We start from the raw sequence: 25,160 nt of genomic DNA on the forward strand, positions 1-25,160 counted from the left end.
AATATAATAAAGAATTCGGGCGGCCAAAGGCCGCCCGAAGCTTTATTGTTTATAGTATCTGGATTGGTTTCTTGAATTCGTCGATGGCTACAAAAGTAAAATCACCGACAATAGCTTTTTCTCTTTCATAGGAGTACATCTGTTCAGTGTAAATTTCAACATTAACCTTCATACTGGTTTTTCCCACGTAGGAAACTTTCCCGATCAGTTCCACAATAGTTCCGGCAGGAATAGGTTTTTTGAAATCGATCTTATCACTGCTCACGGTTACCACTCTTTTTCTGGCAAAACGGGTTGCGGTGATAAAAGCTACTTCGTCCATCAGCTGCATGGCAGTACCTCCAAAAAGGGTATCGTAATGATTGGTTGTGTTTGGGAAAACCGCTTTAAAGATTCTGGTTTCGGATGCTTCAATTCTTTCTTCTGTAGTCATATATCATTATTAATTAAAGCGAAATGAAATGATACTAAAACAACAGAATAATGACAGGAACTTATAGAATTCCTGAAACAATCCATCAGATCAATACAACTTCAAATCGCGAAAGTTACATGTTTAAGAAAAAGGCAGGTCTCCTGACTTGTAACATCATTTATCTCCTTCCCATGCCTCGCACAGTGGATCTTTGATAAAGACTTCAGTTACTTTACAGTTGCGCGACAGTCCGTGATTTTCACACGGTTCCCTTTTAATCTGCAGTGATGCAGAACCAATTTCTGTGATGAATAAGCGTAAAAACTTTTCGAATGCAAAAATAATGAATTTATTCCGGATTATGATAAATAATCTGGCTGATTACTCTTCCCTTCTTAATTGTCCAGAGTGTTGTATATCTGTTTTCCCCTGAACCATTGATCATATAAAGGAAAATATTATCATTGTCGAGAGAAGTTACCCCGATGTTCTCAAAATCCATGGTAGGCTGGAACATGTTTTTGATGGCTTCCCTTACAAAAACAGATCCTCTTCCGGGCTGCTGTACTCTGATGGATTTGATTTCGGTCATTCCCTCAGGAAGGTCATTTCCAATTCCCCATGGTTTTACTTTATCAATCGTAAGAATTTTTCCATCTGCATCTTTTTCCTTTTTACGGTATCCTGCATTGGAAGGGTAAATATCAATGACTACTTTGCTTCTTTGGGCGGTAGGGATTTTAGGATCGGAATTATCGGTAAAAATAAGGGATCTTCCATTTTTGGATTTGGATGGAGTATAGGCGGGAAGCTGGTCTACATAAGCAATACGTCCTTTATTCACCATTCCTTCTTTATCAAGAGTTTCATAACGCACAAAAGGCTTGTCGTCATCCTGTTTCTCAGGATATTTGATCCAGATCCATTCTGTTTCTCCCGGAGCCGGTTTTACATAAACAAATACATCACCTTTGCGCATACGGATCTTATCAACAATTTTTCGGTAGTCGTCTTTATGTACACGTACGTTGGCATATCCTTCCTCAGCTTTTACCACTCCAAAAGGAACTTTAGTTTGTCCTTTTACAAAGACAACAGATAAGATACTGAATGCAGATAAATAGAATACTTTGTTTATGAAAGTCATCATGAAATTTTTTTGATCCCTCAAATATATAAATTAAATGCTTTTCGGAAGATAATTATACCGTTGCAGTTCATTTAAATCTTGTATTTGTTTCAGATAGCCTTCACGCAAAAGAAATATTTGGTGTGAAATATCAAGAACTTCCTGATAATTATGGTCAGAAATAATGAATCCCTTATACGCAGACTGTTCAATGATTGCAGCTTTCAATGCTGCAGAAATTTTCGGAGAAAGACTATGGAAAGGTTCGTCCAGTAAAACAAAATCAGCTTCAGAATAAATAATCATCAAAGTTTCAATAATTCTCTGTTCACCTTTGGAAAGGTTTTTAGGCTTTTCATGAAGGAAAGGCTGTACGAATTCTGATGTAAAAAGCAGCTCAGTATTCTTTTGATTACAAAAAAGAGGAACCAGGTTTTTTATTTTTATATTTTTGGGTAAAAAAAGATCTTGTGGCAAGTAAGCAATTCTGTTTTTTCTGTCGGAAATGCTTTTCAGAATAGTGTTGTCATATTTTATAAACTGAGTATCGCCATATTCAGTTCCGAAGATAATTTTTAACAGGGTTGATTTCCCGCTTCCATTTCTGCCCAACAGGCCTATGATTTGTCCTGTTTCGCATCCTATATAAATATCCTGCAGAATTTTCCTCTCATTAAAAGATTTGGTTACGCTATCAACATGCAGTCTGCTCATAAAAATAATGTTATAATTTTTACAATAATCCCCGATACTATTGTTCCTGTCCAGAGAAACATCCTTGAAAAGCCTGAATTGGCATAAAAGTAATATTCGCTTTTAAGCCTTACTTCATATATAAAATAATGAAGAACAGGTAAAATCAGAAGAAAACTTAATCCAAATGTTTCAATACTGAAGGGAAGCAAACAAGAAATAAGTAATGAAAACAATAAGGCGGGGATCTGTATTTTTTTATAAAAGATCCAAAGAATAGTAAAGTTTCTTGCCATGTTCAATACTTTATGAATTCAAATATATTAAAAACCTTTATACAAGAGAGAATGAAAAGCTTCATTAAAAAATAATAAAAAAGAGAGAGCTCCGAAAAGTGCTCTCTCTGTATTTACGTAACTAAATCTTCGGATAGATTAATTAAATTCTCTCAAGTTCATCTGCGTCAATTGTGGTTTTGAAAGTTCCGTAATTGACAATCACTTTGTTTCTGGAAATTTTCTCAATGGTTCCGACACTGGTACTTCCTGTAATACGGACACGTTGTCCGATTTTCATCCATACAGCACGATCGGTTTTACGCTTTTCTTCCAGTTTTTCATTGGTTTCAGCAATTTTTTCAATTACTTCTTCTTTTTTCAGCTGTTGAGTGATTTTTCTCTTGACAACCTGCAGGCGTTTGGATTCATCCTTATCTGTTCCCAGTTTTCGGAATTTTTCCTGTTCAAGAAGCTTTACAAAATCTTTTACCACATCCTTTCTGGATTTTCCTTTGGTATAGCTGTCGATGAATGCTTCAATCTTATTTCCGAACTGAAGTCTGCGGTGTTCCTCTTCATACAGCTTCTGGAAATTGAAAAGTTTCTGCTGAAGCTGGTCATTCAGTTTCTGAAGGTTATCGCGTTTATCTTCTACGGATTCTTTTCTTTCGGCAAGATCGGATTTCAGTTTCTCAACCTCAAATTTTTCCTGCTGCAGTTTTACAATCGTCTTATCAAGATTCACAATATCATGCTCTACCTTTTTCTTGGCAGAATGGATGATAAATCTTGGAATTTTATTCTTTTCTGCAACTTCAAAAGTAAATGAACTTCCTGCCTGCCCCACTTCAAGCTTATACATCGGCTCCAGTGTTTCTTCATTGAAGAGCATAGCTGCATTCTGGGCATTGGGAAGCTGTTCTATCACCAGTTTAATATTGGTATAGTGCGTTGTGATAATGGCAAAACTCTTTTTATCATAGAAAAACTCCATGAAACTTTCTGCCAGGGCACCACCAAGCTCCGGATCAGAACCTGTACCGAACTCATCAATAAGCAATAGCGTATTGGCGTCTGCTTCACGGATGATTCCTGACATTTTCTTCAATCTTGATGAATAGGTGGATAAGTGGTTTTCAATAGATTGGTTATCGCCAATATCCGTCATAATTTTCTCAAAGAAAAACATTTCAGATTTTGGATGAACCGGAACCAGAATACCACTCTGAATCATCAGCTGTAATAATCCTACCGTTTTCAGGGTAATTGACTTTCCACCGGCATTCGGACCGGAAATACAGATGATTCTGTTATGTTCTGTTAAGGTAAGTGTTTGAGGGTGAATGGTTTTGTTCTCTACTTTGTTTCTTAACCATAAAAGAGGATGATAGGCATCTTTTAATCTCAGCGTTTTATGATGATTGATTTTTGGAAGAACGCCGTTAATCAGTTCACCAAATTTCGCTTTAGCTCTCGTAAGATCAAGGTCAAAAATATACACCTGATATCTCCACAGCTGAGGCTGAAATTCTGCCAGTTCAGCTGTAAGCTTACGGAGAACTTTATCAATTTCTTTTTTCTCTTCCTCTTCATTCTCACGGAGTTTGAAATAGTGCTTTACAACACTGTCCGGCTGAATATATGTGATGGAACCTGTTTTGGAAATTCCTAATGTTCTTCCGGCAACTCTTTTTTTGAATCCTGACTTTACTGCCAGAACCCTTTGGTCGTCAATAATTGTTTCCCGGATGTCATCCAGAAAGTCACTCTGTCCGTACGTGGTAAGCGCACGGTTGAAATTTTCCTGAATCGCCTTTTTAGCCAGCTGAATTTCAGTTCTTATCCCTTTCAGAGCTGGAGAAGCTTCATTTTTTACTTCACCAAAACGGTTAAAAACCTTATCTACCTTCTCAATGATCTCTTTTCTGAATTCCAGTACAGAAACTTCGTCCAATAAAGTAGGAAACGTTTCCGGCATGGTTGGGAAGAATTTCTGAAGTCTTCCGATCTGTTCCGTGATGGTTTTTATTTTGATGAAAGCAGCATTTTCCAGACGGTAGTTCTCGATCAGCATCAATTTCAGCTCACTTTCAATATCTTCATACTCATCAAACGGAATCGCATTTGAACTTTCAAAACTCGACAGATATTCTGACGTTTTTTTTAATGAAAGTTCCGCCTCGTCAATTTCCATCGGACGAAGTTGAAGAATTTTTTCTCTTGTTTTCGGAGAATACGCAAATGGGGAGATTTCCGCGAGCAATTGCGGAAACTCTAATTCGTCTAAATCTTCTTTATCTATATACACAGTGCAAATTTAGTGAGAATTTTGATTATTACGTATATCTGAGAGATTTACAGAATAAATTAACCGGGATTTAAAGTTTTAACGCTAAAAAATAAACCGATGATATTCTTTTATTAAATTTGAAATATGAAACTGGAAACCCAAAGAGTATTACTGAGAGATATCAACGAAAGCCACGTTGATGATATTTTGCGAATCCGAAGCAATGAGGTGATCAATCGGTTCGTTATAAGGAAGTCTCCTAAAAATAACTACGATGCGCTCCAGTTTATTCTGACGATTAAAGAAAATACTAAAAATAACCAAACCATCTATTTGGGAATTTCTTTAAAAGATCAGCCGAACCTTATCGGAACCATCTGTCTCTGGAATTTTTCTGAAGACCGTAAAACAGCGGAAGTCGGTTATGAATTACTACCCGAATACCACAGGCAGGGAATCATGTCTGAAGCTTTGAAGGCCGTTTTGGATTTTGGATTTAACGAATTGCATTTACAGGACATTGTAGCCATTACCAACAAATTCAATGAAAGCTCAAAAGGACTTCTTTTAAAACATCATTTCATTTTGCAGGAAGGAAAGCAGGATGAAGGTTTTCCGGATAATATTATTTTCAGACTGCAAAAAGCCTCTCGCAGCTCTTATCAAATCTAGCGGGTTTTTCTCTATCTTTATTGCCGATTGAAAGTACATATGAAAAATGAAGTAAAATCTTTAACGGGGCTTAGAGGAGTTGTTGCATTATGGGTAGCTTTTTTTCATTTTAGTTTTTTCAGGAACGAATTTATTCAGGATATAGTAGGAAAAGGATACCTTGCTGTTGATGTCTTTTTTGTATTAAGTGCTTTTCTGCTAACAGTTTCCTATTCCGGAAAGTTGAAGGATCTGAACTATAAAGGAGTTGAGGTTTTTTATAAAAAAAGAATCAACAGGATTTATCCTGTGTATATTGTATCAGTTATTTTTATTGCATTGTTTTTAGTGAAGACTTCTGTAGCAGGATTTCTCATTAATGCTTCCTTATTACAATGTTTTTTTAATCCGGATTATCTGTTGAATGTTGTCTACTGGTCGCTGAGCACAGAATGGATTTGCTATCTGATATTCCCTTTTATGCTATGGTTTGTTCTGCAGTATAAAATACGGAGCGAAATTTTAATTATTACCAGTTTGGTTTTGAGGTTTTCACTTCCTTATATTCCCGGCCATTTATATATAGGTTCTGAGCATCCCATGGAAGTAGGAGAATCACCAAGATACCTTGATCTTCCATACGGCCTTGTTTCTCTTCTAAGGACAATTTCTTCTTATTTTCTTGGTATTGGGGCTGCCCTTTTACCACAATTTAAAATGAAGAAAGAAAATCTGATCATGTATATTATTCTCATATTATTTGCATCCATGTTGTTTGTGGAAAAAGGATTATTGTTTATTCCTTTGCTATCAGCATTGATGATCAAATACCTTTATGAGGGAAAGTCAAATCACCTAAAAGCATTTTTAGAAACCAAAGTCATTTATTTATTGGGAAATATCTCTTACTCATTATATATTATCCATTATATGGTGAAGAAACAGGATTTTGTTATTGTGAATAATTATCATCTTAATAATTTGTTGTTAATCTCTTTTTCATTATTGCTGTCTTACTTTTCCTATATGCTGATTGAAAGAAAAGTGAAGATATTTAAGGTATAATGGAAGCCCTTATTTTAATATTATTATTTTTGCACTATGACCTGGACAGAAATTTTAGCCCCGATAAAAAGTACGGAATACTTTACGACCCTTTGGGAGAAAGTGAAGAATGAATATGCAACAACCAAAGTTTTTCCACCAAAAAATCAGATTTTCAGAGCATTGGAACTTACTGCTTTTGATGATGTTGAAGTCGTGATTATTGGGCAGGATCCTTACCATAATGATTATCAGGCGAATGGTTTATGCTTTTCTGTTTCCGAACAGGTTGCCGCACCGCCATCCCTTAAAAATATTTTTATTGAGTTAAAAGATGATCTGGGAGTTGTAAGAACTTCCAAAGAACTTGATGATTGGGGAAGACAGGGTGTTTTACTGTTGAATGCTACCTTAACGGTTCGTGCGCATTCACCCAATTCCCATAAAGACCTTGGCTGGGAAAAATTTACCAACTTTATTATTAAGGAAATTTCAGATAAAAAAGAGAATGTCGTGTTTGTATTGTGGGGCGCTTTTGCACAAAAAAAAGCCGAACTCATAGATCCGGCTAAACATTTTATTCTGAAATCGGCACACCCTTCACCCTTTTCTGTGCACAGAGGTTTTTTTGGAAGCAAGCCTTTCTCAAAAATTAATGAGTATCTTGTTTCCAAAGGGAAGAAGCCTATTTCGTGGTAGAATCAGCTGATGGTTCAGCTTTTTTTATTGTAATTCCGATTTTATATTTTCCGGCTAGTGCTTTTGTTCCGTCCTGTGATTTTGGATAAGGAGCAATGTCCTGTAATGTAATCGTGTAACCATTAAATTCTGTCGACTGGTGGTAATTTCTTGCCGGAAAATCTCCGCTGGCAAGGTTCAGAATCATCGGCCGGGTAGAAGTTCCCATGACTTCCACCTGAGCAAGAGCAACGCCCGCCCAGATACAATTGACTCCTTCAGGACAACGGCTGTCTTCAGAAACCCCTTTGAATGTCACATTCATCTGGTATTCTCTTAAAAACTTATTCTCTCCTTCACTCAGGTAGATAATACCATCTTTCTGATTATCAGGACTTGTTGATTTTGTACCTGCAGACATTTCAGCGGCTTTTGTATTAATTCTGGATTTCTTTTGGGCATCGCATCCTGTTAATGCAAATATCCCCAGACTGAGTATGATAGCTTTATGGAACATAGTTTCTTATATTTAATTAAATGATGTTGAACATATCAAGTAATACTACCAAAAACATTGCCACTCCTACCACAAAGCTGAATCCGGTTCCATAAATGAATCCAATCAGCGCTCCTTTGGTAGATTGTAAGGCCTTATTCATATCCTTACTGTCGTGAAGTAATTCACCAATAAATACCCCTGCAAACATTCCTATCAGAAATCCCAATGGAATCGGAATAAATATTCCCACAATGGTTCCGATAACAGAACCAATACTTCCCCAACGGGTGCCCCCGTATTTTCTGTTGGTCTTTGCCGGAATCACATAGCTTAGCACTACAGAAGCTGCCGTAAGAATTCCGAAGGCCCAGATATAAATCATCGGAAGATCCGCATCTGTCCCGAATTTATAGATCAACAGTCCGCAGATACTCAGTAAAAGACCAGGTAATACAGGAAGAAAAGTTCCCAATATTCCTATAAATAATAAAATAAGGCAGAAAATATTAATAATCGTTGTATCCATTCTTTAAAAAAATATACATGCAATATAAAAAAAGTGGCCTTATAAAAAGCCACTTTGAGAACTGAGTTATAAAATTTTATTACAAATTTAAGATTACGTATTCCAGAATCGGTCCTGCTTTACCGATATTTCCGCTTGCGTGGTTATGGAAAGTGGTATAATAGATATTTCCGCTGGTAGAGTTTCCTGTGCAGGATCCCATGGTATCTCCATGTGCCTGATGGGCGTTCCAGGCATTCTGGTTGATGGTAATGGTGATGTTATTTCCACTGGCTGTGTGATGACAGATGGTGATGTGGTTGTTGTTTAAAGAAGTTCCTACAGGAGTTTGTGGGGCTGAGGGATTGGTATAATGTGCTGTTCTTATCATCAACGGTTCATTGCCTTTCTTTACGAGAACATCCCAGAATGAAGGATCATAGTTTTGAATTTTTTCCCATGCGCCCATATCATATTGAATGTCCAGGGTATTAAATCCTAATGCAGTTGCCAAAGCCGTGTTTGAAACGTTACAGCCCATATAAGTAGTGGCAGTGCCTGTATCCTGCAGACAAAGAAGGTTATCATTGATAAAACCTCCCGGTGCATTACAGTTTTCGGTATTAGTATTTCCTCCTACCAGATAAGCCGAAGCCCAGTCTGAGCTGTAAAGACTTCCGCCATTGGTTACAAAAGTGGAAAGATTGGTATAAACATTAACGTCATTGCTCGGCATTGAAGTTCCTGTTTGGGCGTAGGTACGGGATCCGCAGTTCAGAAAGATAATGTCATACTGGGAAATGGTGTTGATATTTTTTAAATCCTGATACGTAATTTCAGTGGCAGTATATCCGAGAGAGGTTATAATGGCTTCAATTTCATCATAGCTTCCTTTTATATAAGCCATTTTTGCTATCTGATCCAATTTTGAATCTGTGGCAGCTACAGTAACTGTTTCATTCTTCTTAATGGTAAGAGGAAGTTCTGTTCTGAAGTTTTTACCATCACCTGTCTGAATGTGAAGGGTTGTCTTGCCTTCAGGAGCTGTTAAGCTGAAACTTCCGTCAGCATTGGAATAGGTATGGTAAACATTGCTCTGGTCGTCAGTAGTAAATACAAGAGCCCCTCCAATCGGTTTGGTCCCGTTTTTTGCCAATACTCTGCCTTCCACTGTTCCTGTGGATATTACTTTTGTGGGGTTTTCTTCGGGAGTAACAGAGTCGTCTCCTTTACAATTAGCTAAGAGCAGAAGGCTGCATAGCGTGATCAACAAGTAGTTTTGTTTCATATTTAATTGATTTTGATGGGTTTAGTTTTAATCAAATTTAATCAAATTTAATAAAATTTTAATATTAATACATTAAAATTGAAATTTGTTTTAATTTTTTTTACTTAAATGTATTGTTTGTGGTTTATTTTTCAATTGTAATGGTGGACTGTAGAAGATTTATAATTTTTATTAAATATTTTCTGATGAATCCCTTTTGGGATGAAAATTGATTGCAAATAATAAAATGATGATTCTTAATTTCATAAATTTGCTGTAATGAATGACCAGTTACAAGAAACCAAAAACTTTATACAGGAGCTGAGCGAGCAGCTTTACATCTATATCACCCGGATTTCGCCAGCCGGGCTCGACTGGGTTTTTCATATCATTGTAAAACTGAGCTTACTTCTTGTCCTGTTTTTAATCACTGATTTTATTTTTAAATTCATTATCAATTCAGTATTCAGGTTATTTCATAATGAACAGAAGTTCCCGATCGTAAAATCTATTTATCAGTCGAAAATCACCAATTCTGTAGCCCATTTTGCTGCTTTGATTGCGGTTGCCGGGATCCAGGGATCTATATTTCCTGAAAATGCACTGCCCAAAACCACCATTTTTATCATAAGATGTATCAATCTTGGATTGGTATTGATAGTAGCGGGAATGCTCTACAGATCACTGACCGCTTTCAGAAATTATTTCAGTATTAAACAGGATTTCTACAAAATAATGGCACTTAATGCCATTTCAGAAACTGTAAAGATTTTAGGACTCTTCATATTTACAGTAGTAGGACTTTGTGTGATTTTCGGGATCAAAGGAACCACTATCGTAGGAAGTCTGGGGGCTATTACAGCTGTTCTGGTATTGGTTTTCAGAGATACTATTTTAGGATTTGTTACAGGTCTTCACGTGGCTACTTCTAAAAACTTAAAAGTAGGGGATTGGGTAAGTATTCCCAAATATAGTATTGAAGGGAATATCACGGAGATCAACCTTTTGACGACTAAAATCACCAATTTTGATAAAACGGTTTCCACAATTCCAACCTATGATCTGATGACCACTGAGATCAAGAATATGCAGGTGATGTCTGAATCCAATACAAGAAGAATAAAAAAATCAATCTACTTTAATATCAATTCTTTTAAGTTTCTGACGGATGAAGATGTTGAGCGGTTAAAGGAGATTAATCTGATCTCAGATTATCTTGAAGAAAGAACTTCAGAAATTAAAAAAGAAAAGGAAAGTCTTGAGCATAAAGATAAAATTGTGAATGGAAGACAGCTTACCAATATTGGTGTATTCCGCTATTATGCACAGAAATATATTGAAAATGATCCTGATATTGATAAAAACGGAACCCGGATGGTCCGCCAGCTGGAGATCACCCCACAAGGGCTTCCGCTTGAAGTATACTGTTTTGCCAATGATTCCAAATGGGAACGTTTTGAGCAGATACAGGCCGATATTTTTGACCATTTACTGGTGGCTTCAAAAGAATTTGAACTTCAGGTGATGCAGGTAAGCGTGAAAGTGTAGAAGCAGGAAGATTGAAAAGGGAAGTGGGTATTTCCAGTCTCTTTTAACCCAAATTTTAAATTAAATTTTTAAATGATCATAAATGTGGAAGACCAATAAAAGTACGAAGTCTGGATTTACTTCCAACTCCATGCTTCCAGCTTCCAACATCTTATATCTAACATCTAAAATAACAATGACAAAACTAAGCGTAAACATTAATAAAATTGCGACGTTAAGAAATGCAAGAGGAGGTGAAACTCCAAGTGTTACAGAAGCTGCTGTAAAAATTCAGGAATTCGGAGGACAGGGGATTACCATCCATCCAAGACCTGATGAAAGGCATATCACAAGAAAAGATGTCTATGATCTGAAGCCGTTGGTTACGACTGAGTTTAATATTGAAGGAAATCCTCATCAGGATTTTATTGATATGGTATTGGAAGTGAAACCTGAACAGGTGACTCTTGTACCGGATGCTGATGATGCCATTACATCCAATGCCGGCTGGGATACCAAAAAACATCTCGATTACCTTACAGAGATCATTGCAGAATTTAAAAAAGTGGGAATCCGTACTTCTGTTTTCCTTGATCCTTTACCGGAGCTTGTAGAATATGCGGCCAAAACAGGAGCAGACAGAATAGAGCTGTACACTGAAGCTTATGCAAAAAACTATCTTACCAATAAAGAACAGGCTATAAAACCTTATTACGACACTGCTGTTGAAGCGACAAAGTTCGGGTTGGGAATTAATGCAGGACATGATCTGAGCTTAGAAAACCTGAAGTATTTCTCAGATACCATTCCGAACCTTCTGGAAGTATCTATCGGACATGCTTTGATTTCTGAAGCACTTTATATGGGATTGGAAAATACAGTTCAGGCTTATCTGAAGAGACTGGCAAAATGGTAATGAATAAGAAATCAGAAGTTAGAGATGAGAAGTTAGTACAACTTCAATTATATTAAAAATAGCATAAACAGATGATGCATAATTTATCTAACTTCTAGTTTCTCACATCTAACTTCTAAAAATATGGAAATTTTAAACTCAAAAATATTCGGCGAAAATGTAACGAATACGCCGCTTCTTGTATTTCACGGACTATTCGGAATGCTCGACAACTGGGGAAGTTTCGGAAAGGATCTGGGAGAATATCTTCCGGTACACCTGATCGATCTTCGAAACCACGGAAGAAGTTTTCACTCAGACAGCATGTCGCATGATGACCTGGCCGATGATATTGCCCGTTATATGGATCATTACGGAATTCAAAAAGCGCATGTTTTAGGGCATTCTTTAGGCGGAAAAGCAGTGATGCAGTTTGCCATAAAATATCCTGAACGTGTTGAAAAACTGATTGTTGTAGATATTTCACCTAAGGCATATCCGCCACATCATCAGGGAATTATCAAAGCACTGGAAACCGTTGATTTCAATACGGTAACTTCAAGAAACGAGGTGGAAGCAGTTCTGAACCAATATATTCCCGAAAGATCTACCGTACAGTTTCTGACGAAAAATCTGTATTGGGATGACAATAAAAAACTGGGCTGGAGGTTCAACCTTAAAACATTATCTGAAAAATATACTGAGTTTGTTTCCAATGCCATCAAATTCGGAGTTTTTGAAGGTGAAACCTTGTTTATAGCAGGGGCAAAATCCAATTACATCCTTCCACAGGATGAATTCGGTATCAGGCAGCAGTTTCCTAAAGCTAAAATAGTGACGGTGAAAAATGCAGGACACTGGGTGCAGGCAGAAAATCCGGTTGATTTTGCAAATGTTGTTAAGGAATTTCTTGGTTTAAATTAATTTTATACTTTGATTTTTAATATTATGTTAAAATTTTATTAAAAACATATATTATTTCTCCATGAGTTGAAATTTTTGTACTTTGGATTTTCAAAAAACAATAAAAATATTAACTTATGGAAAACAAAAATTCAAAAAAGAAGCCGTTTTTTGCATCATTCTTAGAAAAACAGGTTAAAGATCCTGAAACAGTAAAAGGTGGAGGTATTACTTCCGTATTGGCAGATCAGATCACTACAGCCCTGCAGGATCAGATCACGACTCCTCTTAAGGATAATGTTACCAAGCCTGATAATGATAATGTAACCATGAAATATCCTTCTGACGGTGATGAGGATGTTTTAGAAGTATGATAATGTACAAGCATAAGCTAAATTATAATCCAACCAAAACTAAAACATTATGAAAAGCAACAACTCAAAGAAGAAGCCGTTTTTCGCATCATTCCTGGAAAAACAGGTGAAGGATCCTGAAACTGTAAAAGGAGGAAGTGACATCACACTTGCTGAAACAGATTTGATTACAAAGCCGACAATAGATACGGTAACCTCTCCAAAAGATGATATGATGCACACGCTGAAATATCCATCAGACGGTGATGATGATACAATCACTATTCCACTATAATAAGTAGAATATTCAATAGAATAATAGGGGAAACTTAAATAGTAAGTTTCCCTTTTTAATAAAAAACCGGCAAATGATTCTCTGCATCACCCACTCACAGGATTTTTATAATATTGATCTCTTTTTCGAATATCTTACCTCTAAAAATATTCCCTTTTTCAGACTGAATTCTGACCGCCTGAACCATCTTCAGAAAATCAGTATTCATGAAGATTCATTTGAATTGACTGACGAAGCAGGAAATACCATCCATTCTGATGATATCAAAGGCGTATGGCACAGGAAAGCCTGGAAGATCAGTGCTCCCGTAGAACTGGATCAGGATTATGAAAAAATCTTTCTCAACGAATATGGAAGCCTGAGATATAACCTGATAACCGCTTTAGAACATATTCCCTGGATCAACCCTTATGAAAGTGAAAAAAAAATCGACGGTAATAAGATCTTTCAGCTGAAAATTGCACAAAGAAATAACTTAACCATTCCCAAAACCATTTTTTCTAATGATGAAGAAAAAATAACCACATTTTTCCATCAGTACTGCCAGGGAAAAGCCATTGCGAAGCTTCACGGAGTTACCGCAAAAACAATGTCAGGGGAAAATATGATTTCCACTACGGTTATTGAAGAAGAATCCCTGGAGCACCTTTCAGATATTGCATACTGTCCGATGATTTTTCAACCCTATATTGAAAAAGAATATGAATTACGAATCGTGTATGTAGATGGTGATTTTTTCACAGGAAAAATCAATAACAGTGAAAATGCGGACTGGAGAGTAGCCCGTGAAGGATATTTCTGGGAAGAATACGAATTACCTGATGCCATTAGAGCCAATCTCACTTCCATGATGAAAGAAATGGGACTTTATATAGGCGCGATCGATATGATCAAAGGAAGAGACGGGGCGTATTATTTCCTTGAAGTCAATCCTCAGGGAGAATGGGGTATGCTTCAGAAAGAACTGGGATTTCCCATTGCAGAAAAAATTGCCGATAACCTTATCAAAAGAATTAATTTCCATGAATAAAATTTTAATAATTACCCATACCGCAGATAACTTTTCCATTGAAAAAGTAACAGAATACATTGAAAAAAATAATTGTGAAGTCATTCGCTTTGATGTAGACGTTTATCCATTACAAAACAAACTGTCTACTATTTTCCAGGACGGAGAATGGGTAAGCTACCTTGAAACGCCTGAAACAAAACATCGTTTGGATGATATTTCAGCCATCTGGTACAGAAGAGCCTACAATATCGGAAAAGGATTAAAGGAAGAAATGGACTCTAAATTTTACGGTGCGGCTATGGGAGAAATCAGAAATACCCTTTTTGGTTTCTTCGAATCTGTGGATGCTTATTCTCTGGGAAAACCAAGTGTTTACAGAAGACTCGACAGCAAGGAAGAACAATTGAAAATTGCAGATAAATTAGGTCTCACCATTCCGGCAACCTGTCTTACCAATAATCCTGATGAAGCAAGGAAATTTATTGTAAAACATCAGAATGTGGTGGCTAAAATGCAGACCGGTTTTGCCATTTATGAAGATGGGGTAGAAAATGTAGTGTTTACGAACGTTGTTGGCGAAGATAAAATGGAAGAACTGGATTCATTGCTGTATTGTCCGATGCAGTTTCAGCAGATGATTCAAAAGAAAAAAGAACTTCGTATTACTATTGTGGGAAGAGATGTGTATGCATTCGAAATAGATTCCCAACAGTCTGAGGATGCCAAAGTAGACTGGAGAAAAGACGGCGTTAATTTGATTGATAAATGGAGCAGAACAGAACTTCCGGCAGATGTAGAAGCAAAACTGCTTGAACTGCTTGATACTTATAATGTAGATTACGGAGCCATAGATATGATTGTATCCCCTGAAGACGAATATTATTTTATCGAGATCAATGCGGCAGGAGAGTTCTTCTGGCTGGATAATCTTACAGAAGGAAACCTTATTTCCAAAAGCATTGCAGATGTTCTCTGCGACAAAGCGCCAAGAAGAAATAATGAGGTAATGGCGTAAGCAATAAAGAATTTTAAATATAAAAAGTCCTGAAAGTTGTCAATTCTTTCAGGACTTTTCAGTTTATATTGAAAAACACTCTTTAAATATAACAATTTGATGCTGTTTCAAGATAAAAGAATAATTGTTTTGTCAAGAAATTTGTAATTAGAGACTTAAGATATAATTGATATTTTAATCATATATTTGTATATATATCTAAGAATCAAATGTCAAAATTAGAAACTATATATAAAGTTCTATCTTTAAAGCAATTAAGCGTAGATCAATTAGATGAATATTATTGTGATTTATTTTCTTCAAGAGGTGATAATCCAATAAAAAAAATTAAGAGAAGACTTTTACAAGATAAAATTGGAGAATTACACTGCCTTTTAGCTGGTTTTGCAGGATGTGGAAAAAGCACAGAACTTAATAAAATGCAAAAAGAGCTAGAAAATGATTTTTTTGTTTTAAATATTTCTATTCAAGATGAATTAGACCCTGTTAATTTTAATTATACAGATTTAATTATACTTATAATGCAGAGGTTATTTGAGTATGCTAATGATAACAATCTTCATATAGTACCTTCATTACTAGAGAATATTAAGAATTGGACAAACTCAGAAGAAATAAGTAAGGTTAAAGAATTTTCAAATGATTTTGAAGCATCAGTAGAGGCAGAGGCTGGTTTTTCAATACCTCTTTTGTCAAAATTTTTTACTACATTAAAGAATGTAACTAAGCTAAATTATTCAGCCAAAAAGACTATTAATGAGGTTGTAGAACATAAGCTTGCAGACTTGTTAAGTTTGTGTAATGATTTAATTAGAGAAATTTCACTTGCATTATTGGCTAATAATAAAGGTTTGTTAGTAATTGTAGAGGATACAGACAAATTAAATATTGAAATAGCATCTAAACTTTTTCATATTCACAGTTCTGTATTTACTAGTTTAAGAACAAATATGATTTTTACATATCCTATAGCTCTTAAATGTAGTCATGTATCAAATATAATTAGTGGAGCCTTTGATAATAATGTTTATGAATTACCAATGGTAAAAGTTTATCATAAAGATGGTACAGAAAATACAGAGGGAATTAATGATTTGATAGAATTAATAAAGAAAAGAGATGTTTATGACTGTATTAAAGACGAAGATCTTTTAGTGAAATTTATTAAATCGAGTGGTGGTTGTATTCGAGATTTATTTAGGATGATTATTGATGCTGCTGATTATGCTTTAGATGATGACTTAGAGATTATTGAAGAAAAGCATTTCAATAAAGCTTTTATTAAGTTAAAGCGTTCTTATAAAGAGACTATAGCAGAAAAAATAAAAGAGGATGGAAGTGTTATTAGTGCTAATGATTATTATGAAGCATTAGAGAAATTAAATAAGAGTACAATAAAACAGTTGGATAATTCCGAGGTTGATTTGGATTTGAGACACAATTTGTCAATTTTAGGATACAATGGAGAGGGTTGGTACGATGTACATCCTGTTGTGAAAGAAATTTTAAAAGAAAGGGAAATAGAACGAGGAAGTGAAATTTAGTACAGAATATCATCAAAACTTACGTTCTCTGGAAAGATACTTTATAAATACTATAGGAGGATCTTTCCTATTCTGTATTTCTAGTGATGAAATATTAAGAAAACAGGTAAATATTTCTCTTGAGAAAGTTTTAGAAACAAAAGCAAAAAAAATTATTTATTTTTCCTTTAAGGACAACTTTAAAAATGAATTATCAATTTTTGATAATATTGTCAATTTTATTAACAATAGAAATGTTGAAGGCTTAATTATTAATGATTTGGATAATATGCTTGAAAAAGACATTGGCTTTTTAACATTGTTAAATTTTTCAAGGGAAGATTTATTATCATTAAATATTCCTATCCTTTTTTGGATAAATCCGACTACACCATCTAAATTAAGCTACTATGCTAGAGATTTATATAATCAAAGAGCAACAAATATTTATTTTGATGAAATATTTAATGATGAAACAGAAAATTTAGGAAATGTATATATACTAGAGAAAATTGCTGAAGGGAATAAGGATATTGAACATCTTGCATTAAGAGTTAATACATTAAATGAACAATTATTAAAAGCAAAAGAATTAAATATACCCATTAAAAAACAGGCAAATGATATTGTTGTTGACTTACTAGAAGTATATTCTTCAATTCCATTTTCTGGGAAGGAAATATTACGTTTATTAAATGAATACAAGTCTTTTTTTGATATTGATAATCCAACAATAGCTTTCACATTAGCAACTGCAAATAAATCTATAAATAATTATGCAGAAGCTGAAAGATTTTATAATATATCCTTAAAAGGGTATAAACTTTTAGCAGATGAAAAAAATGATATCTTCTCTGAAAAAGTTGCTATTGTATTAAATAACTTTGGAAATCTAAAGACCCAAATGAATGATTTTATAGAAGGGGAAGATTTTTATAAGGAAGCACTAGATATATATAGAAATTTAGCAATTAGAGATCCGAAATTTAATTCGTCAGTTGCAATTACTTTAAATAATTTAGGTAATTTACAGCTTAATATGAATAATTTCTCAGAAGCTCTAAAATCCTATTCTGAAGCTCTAAAAATACGTCAAAAGCTAGTAGAAAATGATTCTGAAAAATTTCAGTTGGAATTAGCAAACAGCTTATGTAGCATTGCCAACTTAGAAAAAAGGATGAATGAGTTTTCAAAGGCTGAAAAATCGTATACGCATGCTCTTAAAATTTTAAAGTCTTTAGCAGAAAAAAATCCTCAAAAATATCTTGTTGATGTTTCACTTATATTAAATAATTTAGGAAATTTATATTCAGATAATAATGACTTTGTAAAAGCAGAGTCCAATTATAAAGAATCATTGGAGATTCGGAAAAGAATTGCTGAAGAAAATCCAAATAAATATTTGATAGAAGTTTCTGCAACACTAAATAATCTGGGTAGTCTATATAATAGAATGGATAACTTTTCAAAGGCTGAAAAATACTACCTTGAAGCTTTAGGAATTAGAAAAAAATTATCAAATGAAAATCAAAAAATAATTCTTCCTATTATTGGAAACGTATTAAATAACTTAGGAAATATATATGCAAGAAAGAATCTATTTTCAAAAGCTGTAAAATTTTATACTGATGCATTAATTATAAGAAGAAAATTAGCTAATGAAAATCCTCAGAGATTTTTGTCTGATGTTGCTACCACACTAAATAATTATGGGAATTTATTAACAATAAAAGGCGAGCTATTAAAAGCAGAAGAAACCTATCTTGAAGCAATAAGTATTAGAAGAAAACTTGCCAATACAAATCCCAAAGTATTTTTATCTAATGTTGCTAGTACATTGTCAAATATTGGTCAGCTTTACACTAAAAGAAACGAAAAAATAAAAGGAAAAAATGCATTTATAGAAGCCTTTGAAATACAGTCTGAATTAGCAAAAAAGAATCCTCAACAATTTCTTTCTAAAAAATGGGAAACATTATATAATTTTTGTCTCTTAGTAATTGATGATAACGAAGAATTAAAGACATATTTAAAAATACTAGAAGATGACTTAAAGAAACTTAAATATCACCCAAATTATGATAAATATGTAGGTACATATAATCTTTTAAAAAATAAAATTGAAAATAATTAATGATTTTTGTAACGGGTGCTACCGGAATTCTGGGAAGAATAATTGTACTGGAACTTCTTAAAAGAGGGGAAAATGTACGTGCTTCCAAACGGCCGGGCAGCAATTTAAACGAAGTAAAGCATTCATACAGCTTTTATACGGAGAATCCTGACGATTTTTTCCATAAAATTGAATGGATAAACGTAGATTTTGATGATCTCGATTCTTTAAAAACTGCACTGCAAGGCGTAGATGAGGTGTATCACTGTGCTGCCAAAGTAAGTTTTCATCCGAAAGATGAAAAAGAAATGTACCATACCAATATCAAGGGTACGGAAAATCTTTTGTTTGCCTGTGAAGGATCCGACGTTAAAAAATTTCTCCACGTAAGTTCTGTTGCCGTTCTTGATAATTTCAATGAAAAAGGAGAACTGGATGAAGATTCTGACTTTAATCCAAAACTGGAACATTCTGCCTACGCCATCTCTAAGCATTTATCCGAAATGGAGGCATGGAGAGCATCAGCAGAAGGACTGAATGTGGTGATCATTAATCCCGGCATGATCGTAGGAAGCGGAAACTGGAACCAAAGCAGCGGCGAGCTTTTCTCAACCTTTGAAGACAATAGCTTTACCTTTTCAGGAGGCTCTGCTTATGTCGACGTAAGGGACGTAGCCAATACGGCTATAGGATTAATGGAAAATAACCTTTTCGGAGAACGTTTTATTATTGTCGCTGAAAACAACAGATATGCTGAACTTGCCAAACAGGTAAGATCACGCCTGGGACTTAAAGATGCGAGAATTCTTTCACAATCTGTACTCAATATCGGAAGAATAGCCAACACCCTTTTCGGATGGCTGATTCCCAAACTAAGGATGGTAACCAAATCAAATATTGAGGCCATCTCTTCATTCAACACCATTTCCAATCACAAAGTCAGAGAAAAGCTGAATTATCAGTTTATTCCCGTAAAAGAAAGTATAGACTTTCACCTGAACAATTATATTAACGACAAAAAGCTGAAGAAATGAATCTTGCAGAGGCAATTATCCTTAAAAATGTAGAAAAACATCCTATAAAAGCGGCCATCGGATTTAAAAAGAAAGATGCCTGGAAAGAGCTGAGCTGGAAAAAATTCAGTGAAATTATTTTTAAAACAGCCAATGCTTTAAAAGAATCCGGAGTTCAGGAAAATGACAGAGTGGCGATTTATTCAGACAATTCATCAGAATGGATGATCATGGATCTGGCTTCTCTGGCTATCGGGGCAGTTACAGTACCCATTTATTCCACGAATAATGCTGAGCAGGCAGAACATATCATAAACGATTCCGGTGCTAAAGCCGTTTTGGTAGGAAACCAGATGCAGTACGATGCCTGTCTTGAGTTTTTACATAAAGAAGAAAACAATCTTGAAACCATTATTGTTTCTAAAAAAGCAGTGTGGATCAAGAAAGAGTTCAATAGTTTTTATCTTGAAGATTTTATCGCAAAAGCCTCGCCGGAGCTGGAGATCTGTAAGAAAGAAAATGATGATACCGCTACATTAATCTATACTTCCGGAACTACCGGAATTCCAAAAGGAGTAATGCTTACCCATGGAAATTTCATCAAAGCATTCGATTCTCATTTTGAATTTTTTAAGTTTAAAAACTTTGAAGAAGAACTTTCACTGGCATTCTTACCCTTAAGCCATGTTTTTGAGAGAAGCTGGAGTTTATTATGCCTGTATGGCGGTGCCCGTGTGTATTTCCTTGAAGATCCGAAAAATGTTGCCAAAGCATTGGAAGAAGTAAAACCTACTGCCATGTGTGCCGTACCAAGATTTTTCCAGAAAGTATATGCCGGAGTTCTTGAAAAAGCGGAAGAAGGTTCAGTTCTGAAAAAGAAAATCTTTGACTGGGCCCTTAAAACCGGATGGGAAACCGCAGAATTAAGAAGAAATGAAAGGCCGGTTCCTTTTGGATTAAAATTCAAAGAATCTATAGCTGATATGTTGGTTTTCAGTAAAATTAAAAATAAAATGGGTGGGAGATTATGGTTTTTACCTTGTGGTGGAGCTTCATTGTCACCCGAAGTTACCCGTTTCTTTGAGTCAGTGGGCATTCACGTAACTGTTGGATACGGATTAACGGAAACTACTGCAACATTGACCCTTTTCCCTTTAACTCACTTTGAGCATGGAACCAGTGGAAAGCCTCTTCCGGGAGTAGAAATGCGTATCGGAGAAAATGATGAGATTCAGGCCAAAGGGAACGGAATCATGAAAGGATACTACAAGAAGCCTGAAGAAACCCAAAAAGTATTCACAGAAGACGGATGGTTCAAAACCGGTGATGCCGGAAAATTTGATGAGAAAGGAAACCTGATCATTACAGACAGAATCAAAGACCTGATGAAAACTTCCAACGGAAAATACATTGCTCCGCAACAGATTGAAAACCTTCTGACCAATAATAATTTTATCCAGCAGATTATGCTGATTGCAGAAGGCAGACAGTTTGTTTCAGCACTGATTGTTCCTAATTTCGAATTCTTACAGGATTATATTAAGAAAAATAATATTCCTTTTACCAATTGGGAAGATGCTGTAAAAAATGAGAAAGTAATCGATCTTTATAAAGAAAAAATCAAAGAATTACAGAGCCACCTGGCAGATTATGAAAAAGTGAAGAAATTCACGTTAATGCCGGCAGAATTTGACATCAATACAGGAGAAATTACTCCTACCCTGAAAGTCAAAAGAAATGTGGTGATCAAAAAATATGCGGATATTATAGAGAAGATGTATTAAAAATTTTAATCACCTTTTTCACATCAATTACAACTGAAGACGTGAAAATTCCCCTCTTTTGGAGGGGGGCGAAAATTCAAAGAATTTTTGACGGGGTGGTTCAAAATAACGACTTAAAGTAAACTATGACAACACAGGATTTTATAGGAAAAGAAAATTTCACCATTCATACCCAAACGGTTTCGGAAAGCTGTCCGTCCAATATTGCCCTGATTAAATATTGGGGAAAATATGCTGATCAGATTCCTGCTAACCCAAGCATCAGCTACACGTTAAACCATTGTAAGACCAATACTTCAATGGAATTTACTGCGAATGAACCTTTTTCAGTACAAACTTTTCTGGCTGGAAATGAAGAAGTGAAGTTTGCCGAAAAAATTGAAAAATATTTCAGAAATATAGAACAGTATCTTCCATGGATTCTGAAAGGAAAATATATCATCAGAACAGAGAATACATTTCCGCATAGTTCCGGGATTGCAAGTTCGGCTTCTGGATTTGGAGCGATTGCAAAATGTCTGATGGCGCTGGATGCTTCGTTTACAGGAAAAACGTCTGGAGAAGAATCTTTGAGAAAAGCTTCATTCCTGGCAAGATTGGGAAGTGGAAGCGCATGCCGGAGCTTGTATAACGGACTTGTGGTGTGGGGTGAAACCGATGAGGTAGAAGGAAGTTCAGATTTGTTCGGAGTACAGTATCCCGATGCTGAAATTCATGAAGTATTCAAAAATTTTAATGATTGGGTTCTGTTAATCCATGAAGGGCAGAAAAGTGTTTCTTCAACAGTAGGACACGGCCTGATGAAGACGAATCCTTATGCAGAAAGAAGATTTCAGGAAGCAAGGGAAAACTTTGTTCCCATGAAAGAGATCCTGAAAAACGGAGATATGGAACGTTTTATCAAACTGGTAGAACACGAAGCACTTACCCTGCATGCCATGATGATGATGAGTGATCCTGCTTTTATCCTGATGAAAACAGGAACATTGGAAGTCATCAATAAAATCTGGGACTTCAGAAGAGAAACAGGACTTCCACTATTCTTTACACTGGATGCAGGAGCGAATGTTCACCTTCTATTCCCGAATAATGGGTCTGAAGAACAGATCAAAACCTTTATTGAAGCTGAATTATTACAACACACTCAAAAGAATGGAGTAGTGAAGGATATAATGAAATTTTAATAAGAATAAATATTCAATAGGAGTGGGCTTTAGCCCACTTTTTTTATTAATCTTCAGTAACAACAGCTTCGCGTTCTCCATCTTCTTTCTTTCCTTCCTCAATCATGATTTCAGCCTCAGCTTTCTCTTCAGCAGTTGCTGTTTCTATCAGTTCTTCCTGTTCATCATTGTGATGATCTATGAAAAACTCACAGTATACCGGAAGGTGGTCTGAACCAAAATTTTCCAAGGTCTTCAGCTGTTTAATAAAAATATCTTCACTGTGAAACATCAGATCGATAGGAAACCTTAAAAGACGGTATTTTGCATGAAAAGTAGAAACGAAAGAATGCCCGATTCTGGGATCTATCAGGTGGCTTGTTTTTCTGAACAAGACAGATGATCTCGACCAGGCAACATTATTGAAGTCTCCTACGACAATAACAGGCTTTTTAATATCTTTTACACGCTTGGCTGTACTTAGAAGATCGCCGTCTCTTTCCTTTGATGTTTCTTCTTCCGTAGGACTTGGTGGCGGCGGATGAACTCCAAAGAAAACAAAAGAAAAACCATCAGCGGTTTTCATATGGATCTCAATGCTCGGGATGTCATCAGCAACGAAATAATGGGTTTTTGCTTCCTTAATCTCCACTCTTGAATAAAAATGCATCCCATAGGTATTTTCAAGAGTCACTTTGTGCTGGTAGGAATATTTTTTTTCCAGAGGTCTCATTGCTTTTTCCCAGTCACTATTGCTTTCCATCGTCATGAAAAAATCAGGATTGTACTTTTTAACGAGTCCGATGAATTTCTCATAATCTTTATTGAACTGATAGACATTGGCCGAAATAAAATGCAGTTTATCAGAAGATCTGTGAAGCTGTCTGTGTTTTTTTACAGGATAAAAGTGGGTGTATTTGATGAGTGTTTGACCATGATGAATAAACATGACCAGCAGAAGGCCCTGATAATACCAGAAATATTCTGTAGAATCTGTGAAAAAGCCTAATAAAAAAGTAAAGAATATAAGGTAGGTAACCTGTATTTTGGCAAATTCAGGAACTCTGAATATCCAGTGGGAATGCTGAATTTTCGGCAGTATTGTCATGACCATAAGAAGTATGGCCAGAGTCAGGTAAATAATCCACATATAAAAAGCTCTGAAATAATTTTGACCACAATTTAAGGAAAATGAATTTTAAAATTTGTTAATCAATTTAAATTTTATTTTATCTATTTTTAATTATCTAAATCTATACTATGAATAAAATAATGGCATTTCTTGTTCTGATTAGTATTTCGTGCTTCGGCCAGCAGAATACAGATATTGAAAAACCTATCCGAAACCTGTTCCTTGGTATGAAAAATGCAGATCCTGAGTTGGTAAAATCCGCTTTTGCAGAGAGTGCAGTACTTCAAACCATCACAAAAGACGGTACTGTAAAAAGTGATGGTATTTCGGATTTCATCACTTCGGTTTCCAAATTTACAAAAGGAGATCTGGATGAAAGAATTATAGTAGAAGCCATTCATACAGATGGCAATCTGGCAACTGTGTTTACCCCGTATTCTTTTTATTTAAAAGGAAAATTATCACACTGCGGGGCAAATAGTTTTCAGCTGGTAAAACAGAATAATGAATGGAAGATCCAGTATATTATTGATACGAGAAGAAAGGATAACTGTAAAGAAATACAATAATAAAGTTCAATTGAAAATCAGGTTAAAATAAAAATGAAGATTCACCATATTGCCATCATCTGTTCAGATTATGCCGTTTCAAAAAAGTTTTATACGGAAATTTTAGATCTGAATATCATCCGTGAAGTATACCGCGAAGAAAGACAGTCTTATAAACTTGATCTTGCTATAGGAGATCATTATGTGATTGAGCTGTTTTCCTTTCCCGATCCTCCCCAACGTCCGTCACGTCCCGAAGCATGTGGTTTAAGGCATCTCGCTTTCTCGGTAGAAAATGTTATGGAAAAAAGAAATGAGCTGGTAGAAAAAGGATTAATCTGTGAAGAAATCCGCATAGACGAATTCACAGGAAAAGAATTTTTCTTTACCCAGGATCCCGACCAGCTGCCGTTAGAGTTTTATGAAATGTAAAAA

Annotated in this window: 25 protein-coding genes and 1 riboswitch; of the genes, 17 read left to right on the forward strand and 8 right to left on the reverse strand. The window is 35.4% G+C overall.

Annotation, left to right across the window (positions count from 1 at the left end):
- Positions 1 to 49: 49 nt before the first annotated feature.
- The 4 genes from AB1278_RS07110 to AB1278_RS07125 form a co-directional block, all read right to left on the reverse strand.
- Positions 50 to 433 (reverse strand): acyl-CoA thioesterase, encoded by a 384-nt coding sequence (locus AB1278_RS07110; protein WP_002977578.1) that lies wholly within the window; start codon positions 431 to 433, stop codon positions 50 to 52.
- A gap of 116 nt (positions 434 to 549) precedes the next feature.
- A riboswitch (cobalamin riboswitch) is annotated at positions 550 to 730 on the reverse strand.
- 34 nt (positions 731 to 764) lie between these two features.
- Positions 765 to 1,565: a hypothetical protein gene (locus AB1278_RS07115; protein WP_202838942.1), complete on the reverse strand. Its 801-nt coding sequence runs from the start codon at positions 1,563 to 1,565 to the stop codon at positions 765 to 767.
- Positions 1,566 to 1,595: 30 nt separating this feature from the next.
- The gene (locus AB1278_RS07120; protein WP_202838943.1) at positions 1,596 to 2,258 is read right to left on the reverse strand and encodes an ATP-binding cassette domain-containing protein; all 663 of its coding nucleotides are present in this window, start codon (positions 2,256 to 2,258) and stop codon (positions 1,596 to 1,598) included.
- Positions 2,259 to 2,675: 417 nt separating this feature from the next.
- Positions 2,676 to 4,823 carry an endonuclease MutS2 gene (locus AB1278_RS07125; protein ID WP_429813289.1) on the reverse strand — a complete coding sequence of 716 codons (2,148 nt, stop codon included), beginning with the start codon at positions 4,821 to 4,823 and terminating at the stop codon, positions 2,676 to 2,678.
- 126 nt (positions 4,824 to 4,949) lie between these two features.
- On the opposite strand from AB1278_RS07125, the gene AB1278_RS07130 reads away from it, so the two are divergent.
- From AB1278_RS07130 to AB1278_RS07140, 3 genes are read left to right on the forward strand one after another with little or no spacing between them, the layout of a single operon-like run.
- Complete coding sequence (locus AB1278_RS07130; protein ID WP_429813292.1) at positions 4,950 to 5,477, forward strand: GNAT family N-acetyltransferase; 528 nt, start codon at positions 4,950 to 4,952, stop codon at positions 5,475 to 5,477.
- A gap of 39 nt (positions 5,478 to 5,516) precedes the next feature.
- Positions 5,517 to 6,521 (forward strand): acyltransferase family protein, encoded by a 1,005-nt coding sequence (locus tag AB1278_RS07135; protein WP_429813295.1) that lies wholly within the window; start codon positions 5,517 to 5,519, stop codon positions 6,519 to 6,521.
- A gap of 36 nt (positions 6,522 to 6,557) precedes the next feature.
- The gene (locus tag AB1278_RS07140; RefSeq protein WP_227942919.1) at positions 6,558 to 7,199 is read left to right on the forward strand and encodes a uracil-DNA glycosylase; all 642 of its coding nucleotides are present in this window, start codon (positions 6,558 to 6,560) and stop codon (positions 7,197 to 7,199) included.
- On the opposite strand, the gene AB1278_RS07145 is transcribed toward AB1278_RS07140, so the two are convergent.
- The 3 genes from AB1278_RS07145 to AB1278_RS07155 all read right to left on the reverse strand — a co-directional run bounded on the left by AB1278_RS07145 (position 7,186) and on the right by AB1278_RS07155 (position 9,470).
- On the reverse strand, positions 7,186 to 7,695 hold the full coding sequence (locus AB1278_RS07145; RefSeq protein ID WP_343640120.1) for a hypothetical protein: 510 nt from the start codon (positions 7,693 to 7,695) through the stop codon (positions 7,186 to 7,188). The two genes, AB1278_RS07140 and AB1278_RS07145, sit on opposite strands and share 14 nt — an antisense overlap.
- Positions 7,696 to 7,711: 16 nt before the next feature.
- Positions 7,712 to 8,203 carry a DUF456 domain-containing protein gene (locus AB1278_RS07150; protein ID WP_343640118.1) on the reverse strand — a complete coding sequence of 164 codons (492 nt, stop codon included), beginning with the start codon at positions 8,201 to 8,203 and terminating at the stop codon, positions 7,712 to 7,714.
- Between the two features lie 79 nt (positions 8,204 to 8,282).
- Entirely contained in the window at positions 8,283 to 9,470 is a 1,188-nt protein-coding gene (locus AB1278_RS07155; RefSeq protein ID WP_411413940.1) for a carboxypeptidase-like regulatory domain-containing protein, read from the reverse strand.
- Positions 9,471 to 9,728: 258 nt separating this feature from the next.
- Here AB1278_RS07155 and AB1278_RS07160 point away from each other — a divergent pair, with 258 nt between their 5' ends.
- The 12 genes from AB1278_RS07160 to AB1278_RS07215 all read left to right on the forward strand — a co-directional run bounded on the left by AB1278_RS07160 (position 9,729) and on the right by AB1278_RS07215 (position 23,066).
- Positions 9,729 to 10,997 (forward strand): mechanosensitive ion channel family protein, encoded by a 1,269-nt coding sequence (locus tag AB1278_RS07160; protein WP_343640114.1) that lies wholly within the window; start codon positions 9,729 to 9,731, stop codon positions 10,995 to 10,997.
- Positions 10,998 to 11,172: 175 nt separating this feature from the next.
- Positions 11,173 to 11,892 carry a pyridoxine 5'-phosphate synthase gene (locus AB1278_RS07165; protein WP_202844327.1) on the forward strand — a complete coding sequence of 240 codons (720 nt, stop codon included), beginning with the start codon at positions 11,173 to 11,175 and terminating at the stop codon, positions 11,890 to 11,892.
- Between the two features lie 123 nt (positions 11,893 to 12,015).
- Complete coding sequence (locus AB1278_RS07170) at positions 12,016 to 12,795, forward strand: alpha/beta fold hydrolase (RefSeq protein ID WP_411413941.1); 780 nt, start codon at positions 12,016 to 12,018, stop codon at positions 12,793 to 12,795.
- A gap of 116 nt (positions 12,796 to 12,911) precedes the next feature.
- Complete coding sequence (locus AB1278_RS07175) at positions 12,912 to 13,148, forward strand: microviridin/marinostatin family tricyclic proteinase inhibitor (RefSeq protein ID WP_202838953.1); 237 nt, start codon at positions 12,912 to 12,914, stop codon at positions 13,146 to 13,148.
- Positions 13,149 to 13,197: 49 nt separating this feature from the next.
- Positions 13,198 to 13,422 (forward strand): microviridin/marinostatin family tricyclic proteinase inhibitor, encoded by a 225-nt coding sequence (locus AB1278_RS07180; protein ID WP_110010111.1) that lies wholly within the window; start codon positions 13,198 to 13,200, stop codon positions 13,420 to 13,422.
- 73 nt (positions 13,423 to 13,495) lie between these two features.
- Entirely contained in the window at positions 13,496 to 14,452 is a 957-nt protein-coding gene (locus AB1278_RS07185; RefSeq protein WP_429813303.1) for an MvdC family ATP-grasp ribosomal peptide maturase, read from the forward strand.
- The gene (locus AB1278_RS07190; protein ID WP_429813306.1) at positions 14,445 to 15,449 is read left to right on the forward strand and encodes an MvdD family ATP-grasp ribosomal peptide maturase; all 1,005 of its coding nucleotides are present in this window, start codon (positions 14,445 to 14,447) and stop codon (positions 15,447 to 15,449) included. Before AB1278_RS07185 ends, AB1278_RS07190 begins: the two co-directional genes overlap by 8 nt.
- A gap of 209 nt (positions 15,450 to 15,658) precedes the next feature.
- On the forward strand, positions 15,659 to 16,993 hold the full coding sequence (locus tag AB1278_RS07195; protein ID WP_429813308.1) for a P-loop NTPase fold protein: 1,335 nt from the start codon (positions 15,659 to 15,661) through the stop codon (positions 16,991 to 16,993).
- Complete coding sequence (locus AB1278_RS07200; protein WP_429813311.1) at positions 16,983 to 19,106, forward strand: tetratricopeptide repeat protein; 2,124 nt, start codon at positions 16,983 to 16,985, stop codon at positions 19,104 to 19,106. The genes AB1278_RS07195 and AB1278_RS07200 overlap by 11 nt, the downstream gene beginning before the upstream one ends.
- Positions 19,106 to 20,119: an NAD-dependent epimerase/dehydratase family protein gene (locus AB1278_RS07205; protein WP_429813314.1), complete on the forward strand. Its 1,014-nt coding sequence runs from the start codon at positions 19,106 to 19,108 to the stop codon at positions 20,117 to 20,119. The genes AB1278_RS07200 and AB1278_RS07205 overlap by 1 nt, the downstream gene beginning before the upstream one ends.
- Positions 20,116 to 21,882: an AMP-dependent synthetase/ligase gene (locus tag AB1278_RS07210; RefSeq protein WP_429813316.1), complete on the forward strand. Its 1,767-nt coding sequence runs from the start codon at positions 20,116 to 20,118 to the stop codon at positions 21,880 to 21,882. The genes AB1278_RS07205 and AB1278_RS07210 overlap by 4 nt, the downstream gene beginning before the upstream one ends.
- Positions 21,883 to 22,007: 125 nt before the next feature.
- On the forward strand, positions 22,008 to 23,066 hold the full coding sequence (locus AB1278_RS07215) for a diphosphomevalonate/mevalonate 3,5-bisphosphate decarboxylase family protein (RefSeq protein WP_429813319.1): 1,059 nt from the start codon (positions 22,008 to 22,010) through the stop codon (positions 23,064 to 23,066).
- Between the two features lie 46 nt (positions 23,067 to 23,112).
- On the opposite strand, the gene AB1278_RS07220 is transcribed toward AB1278_RS07215, so the two are convergent.
- Complete coding sequence (locus tag AB1278_RS07220) at positions 23,113 to 24,153, reverse strand: endonuclease/exonuclease/phosphatase family protein (protein WP_429813322.1); 1,041 nt, start codon at positions 24,151 to 24,153, stop codon at positions 23,113 to 23,115.
- A gap of 152 nt (positions 24,154 to 24,305) precedes the next feature.
- Between AB1278_RS07220 and AB1278_RS07225 the strand changes: the two genes are divergently transcribed.
- Both AB1278_RS07225 and gloA2 read left to right on the forward strand, forming a co-directional pair.
- Complete coding sequence (locus AB1278_RS07225; RefSeq protein ID WP_330747229.1) at positions 24,306 to 24,746, forward strand: nuclear transport factor 2 family protein; 441 nt, start codon at positions 24,306 to 24,308, stop codon at positions 24,744 to 24,746.
- Positions 24,747 to 24,779: 33 nt separating this feature from the next.
- Positions 24,780 to 25,157 carry an SMU1112c/YaeR family gloxylase I-like metalloprotein gene (gloA2, locus tag AB1278_RS07230; protein ID WP_429813325.1) on the forward strand — a complete coding sequence of 126 codons (378 nt, stop codon included), beginning with the start codon at positions 24,780 to 24,782 and terminating at the stop codon, positions 25,155 to 25,157.
- Positions 25,158 to 25,160 lie beyond the last annotated feature (3 nt).

The organism is Chryseobacterium sp. NRRL B-14798, from assembly GCF_050470705.1.
Taxonomy (GTDB): Bacteria; Bacteroidota; Bacteroidia; order Flavobacteriales; family Weeksellaceae; genus Chryseobacterium; species Chryseobacterium cupriresistens.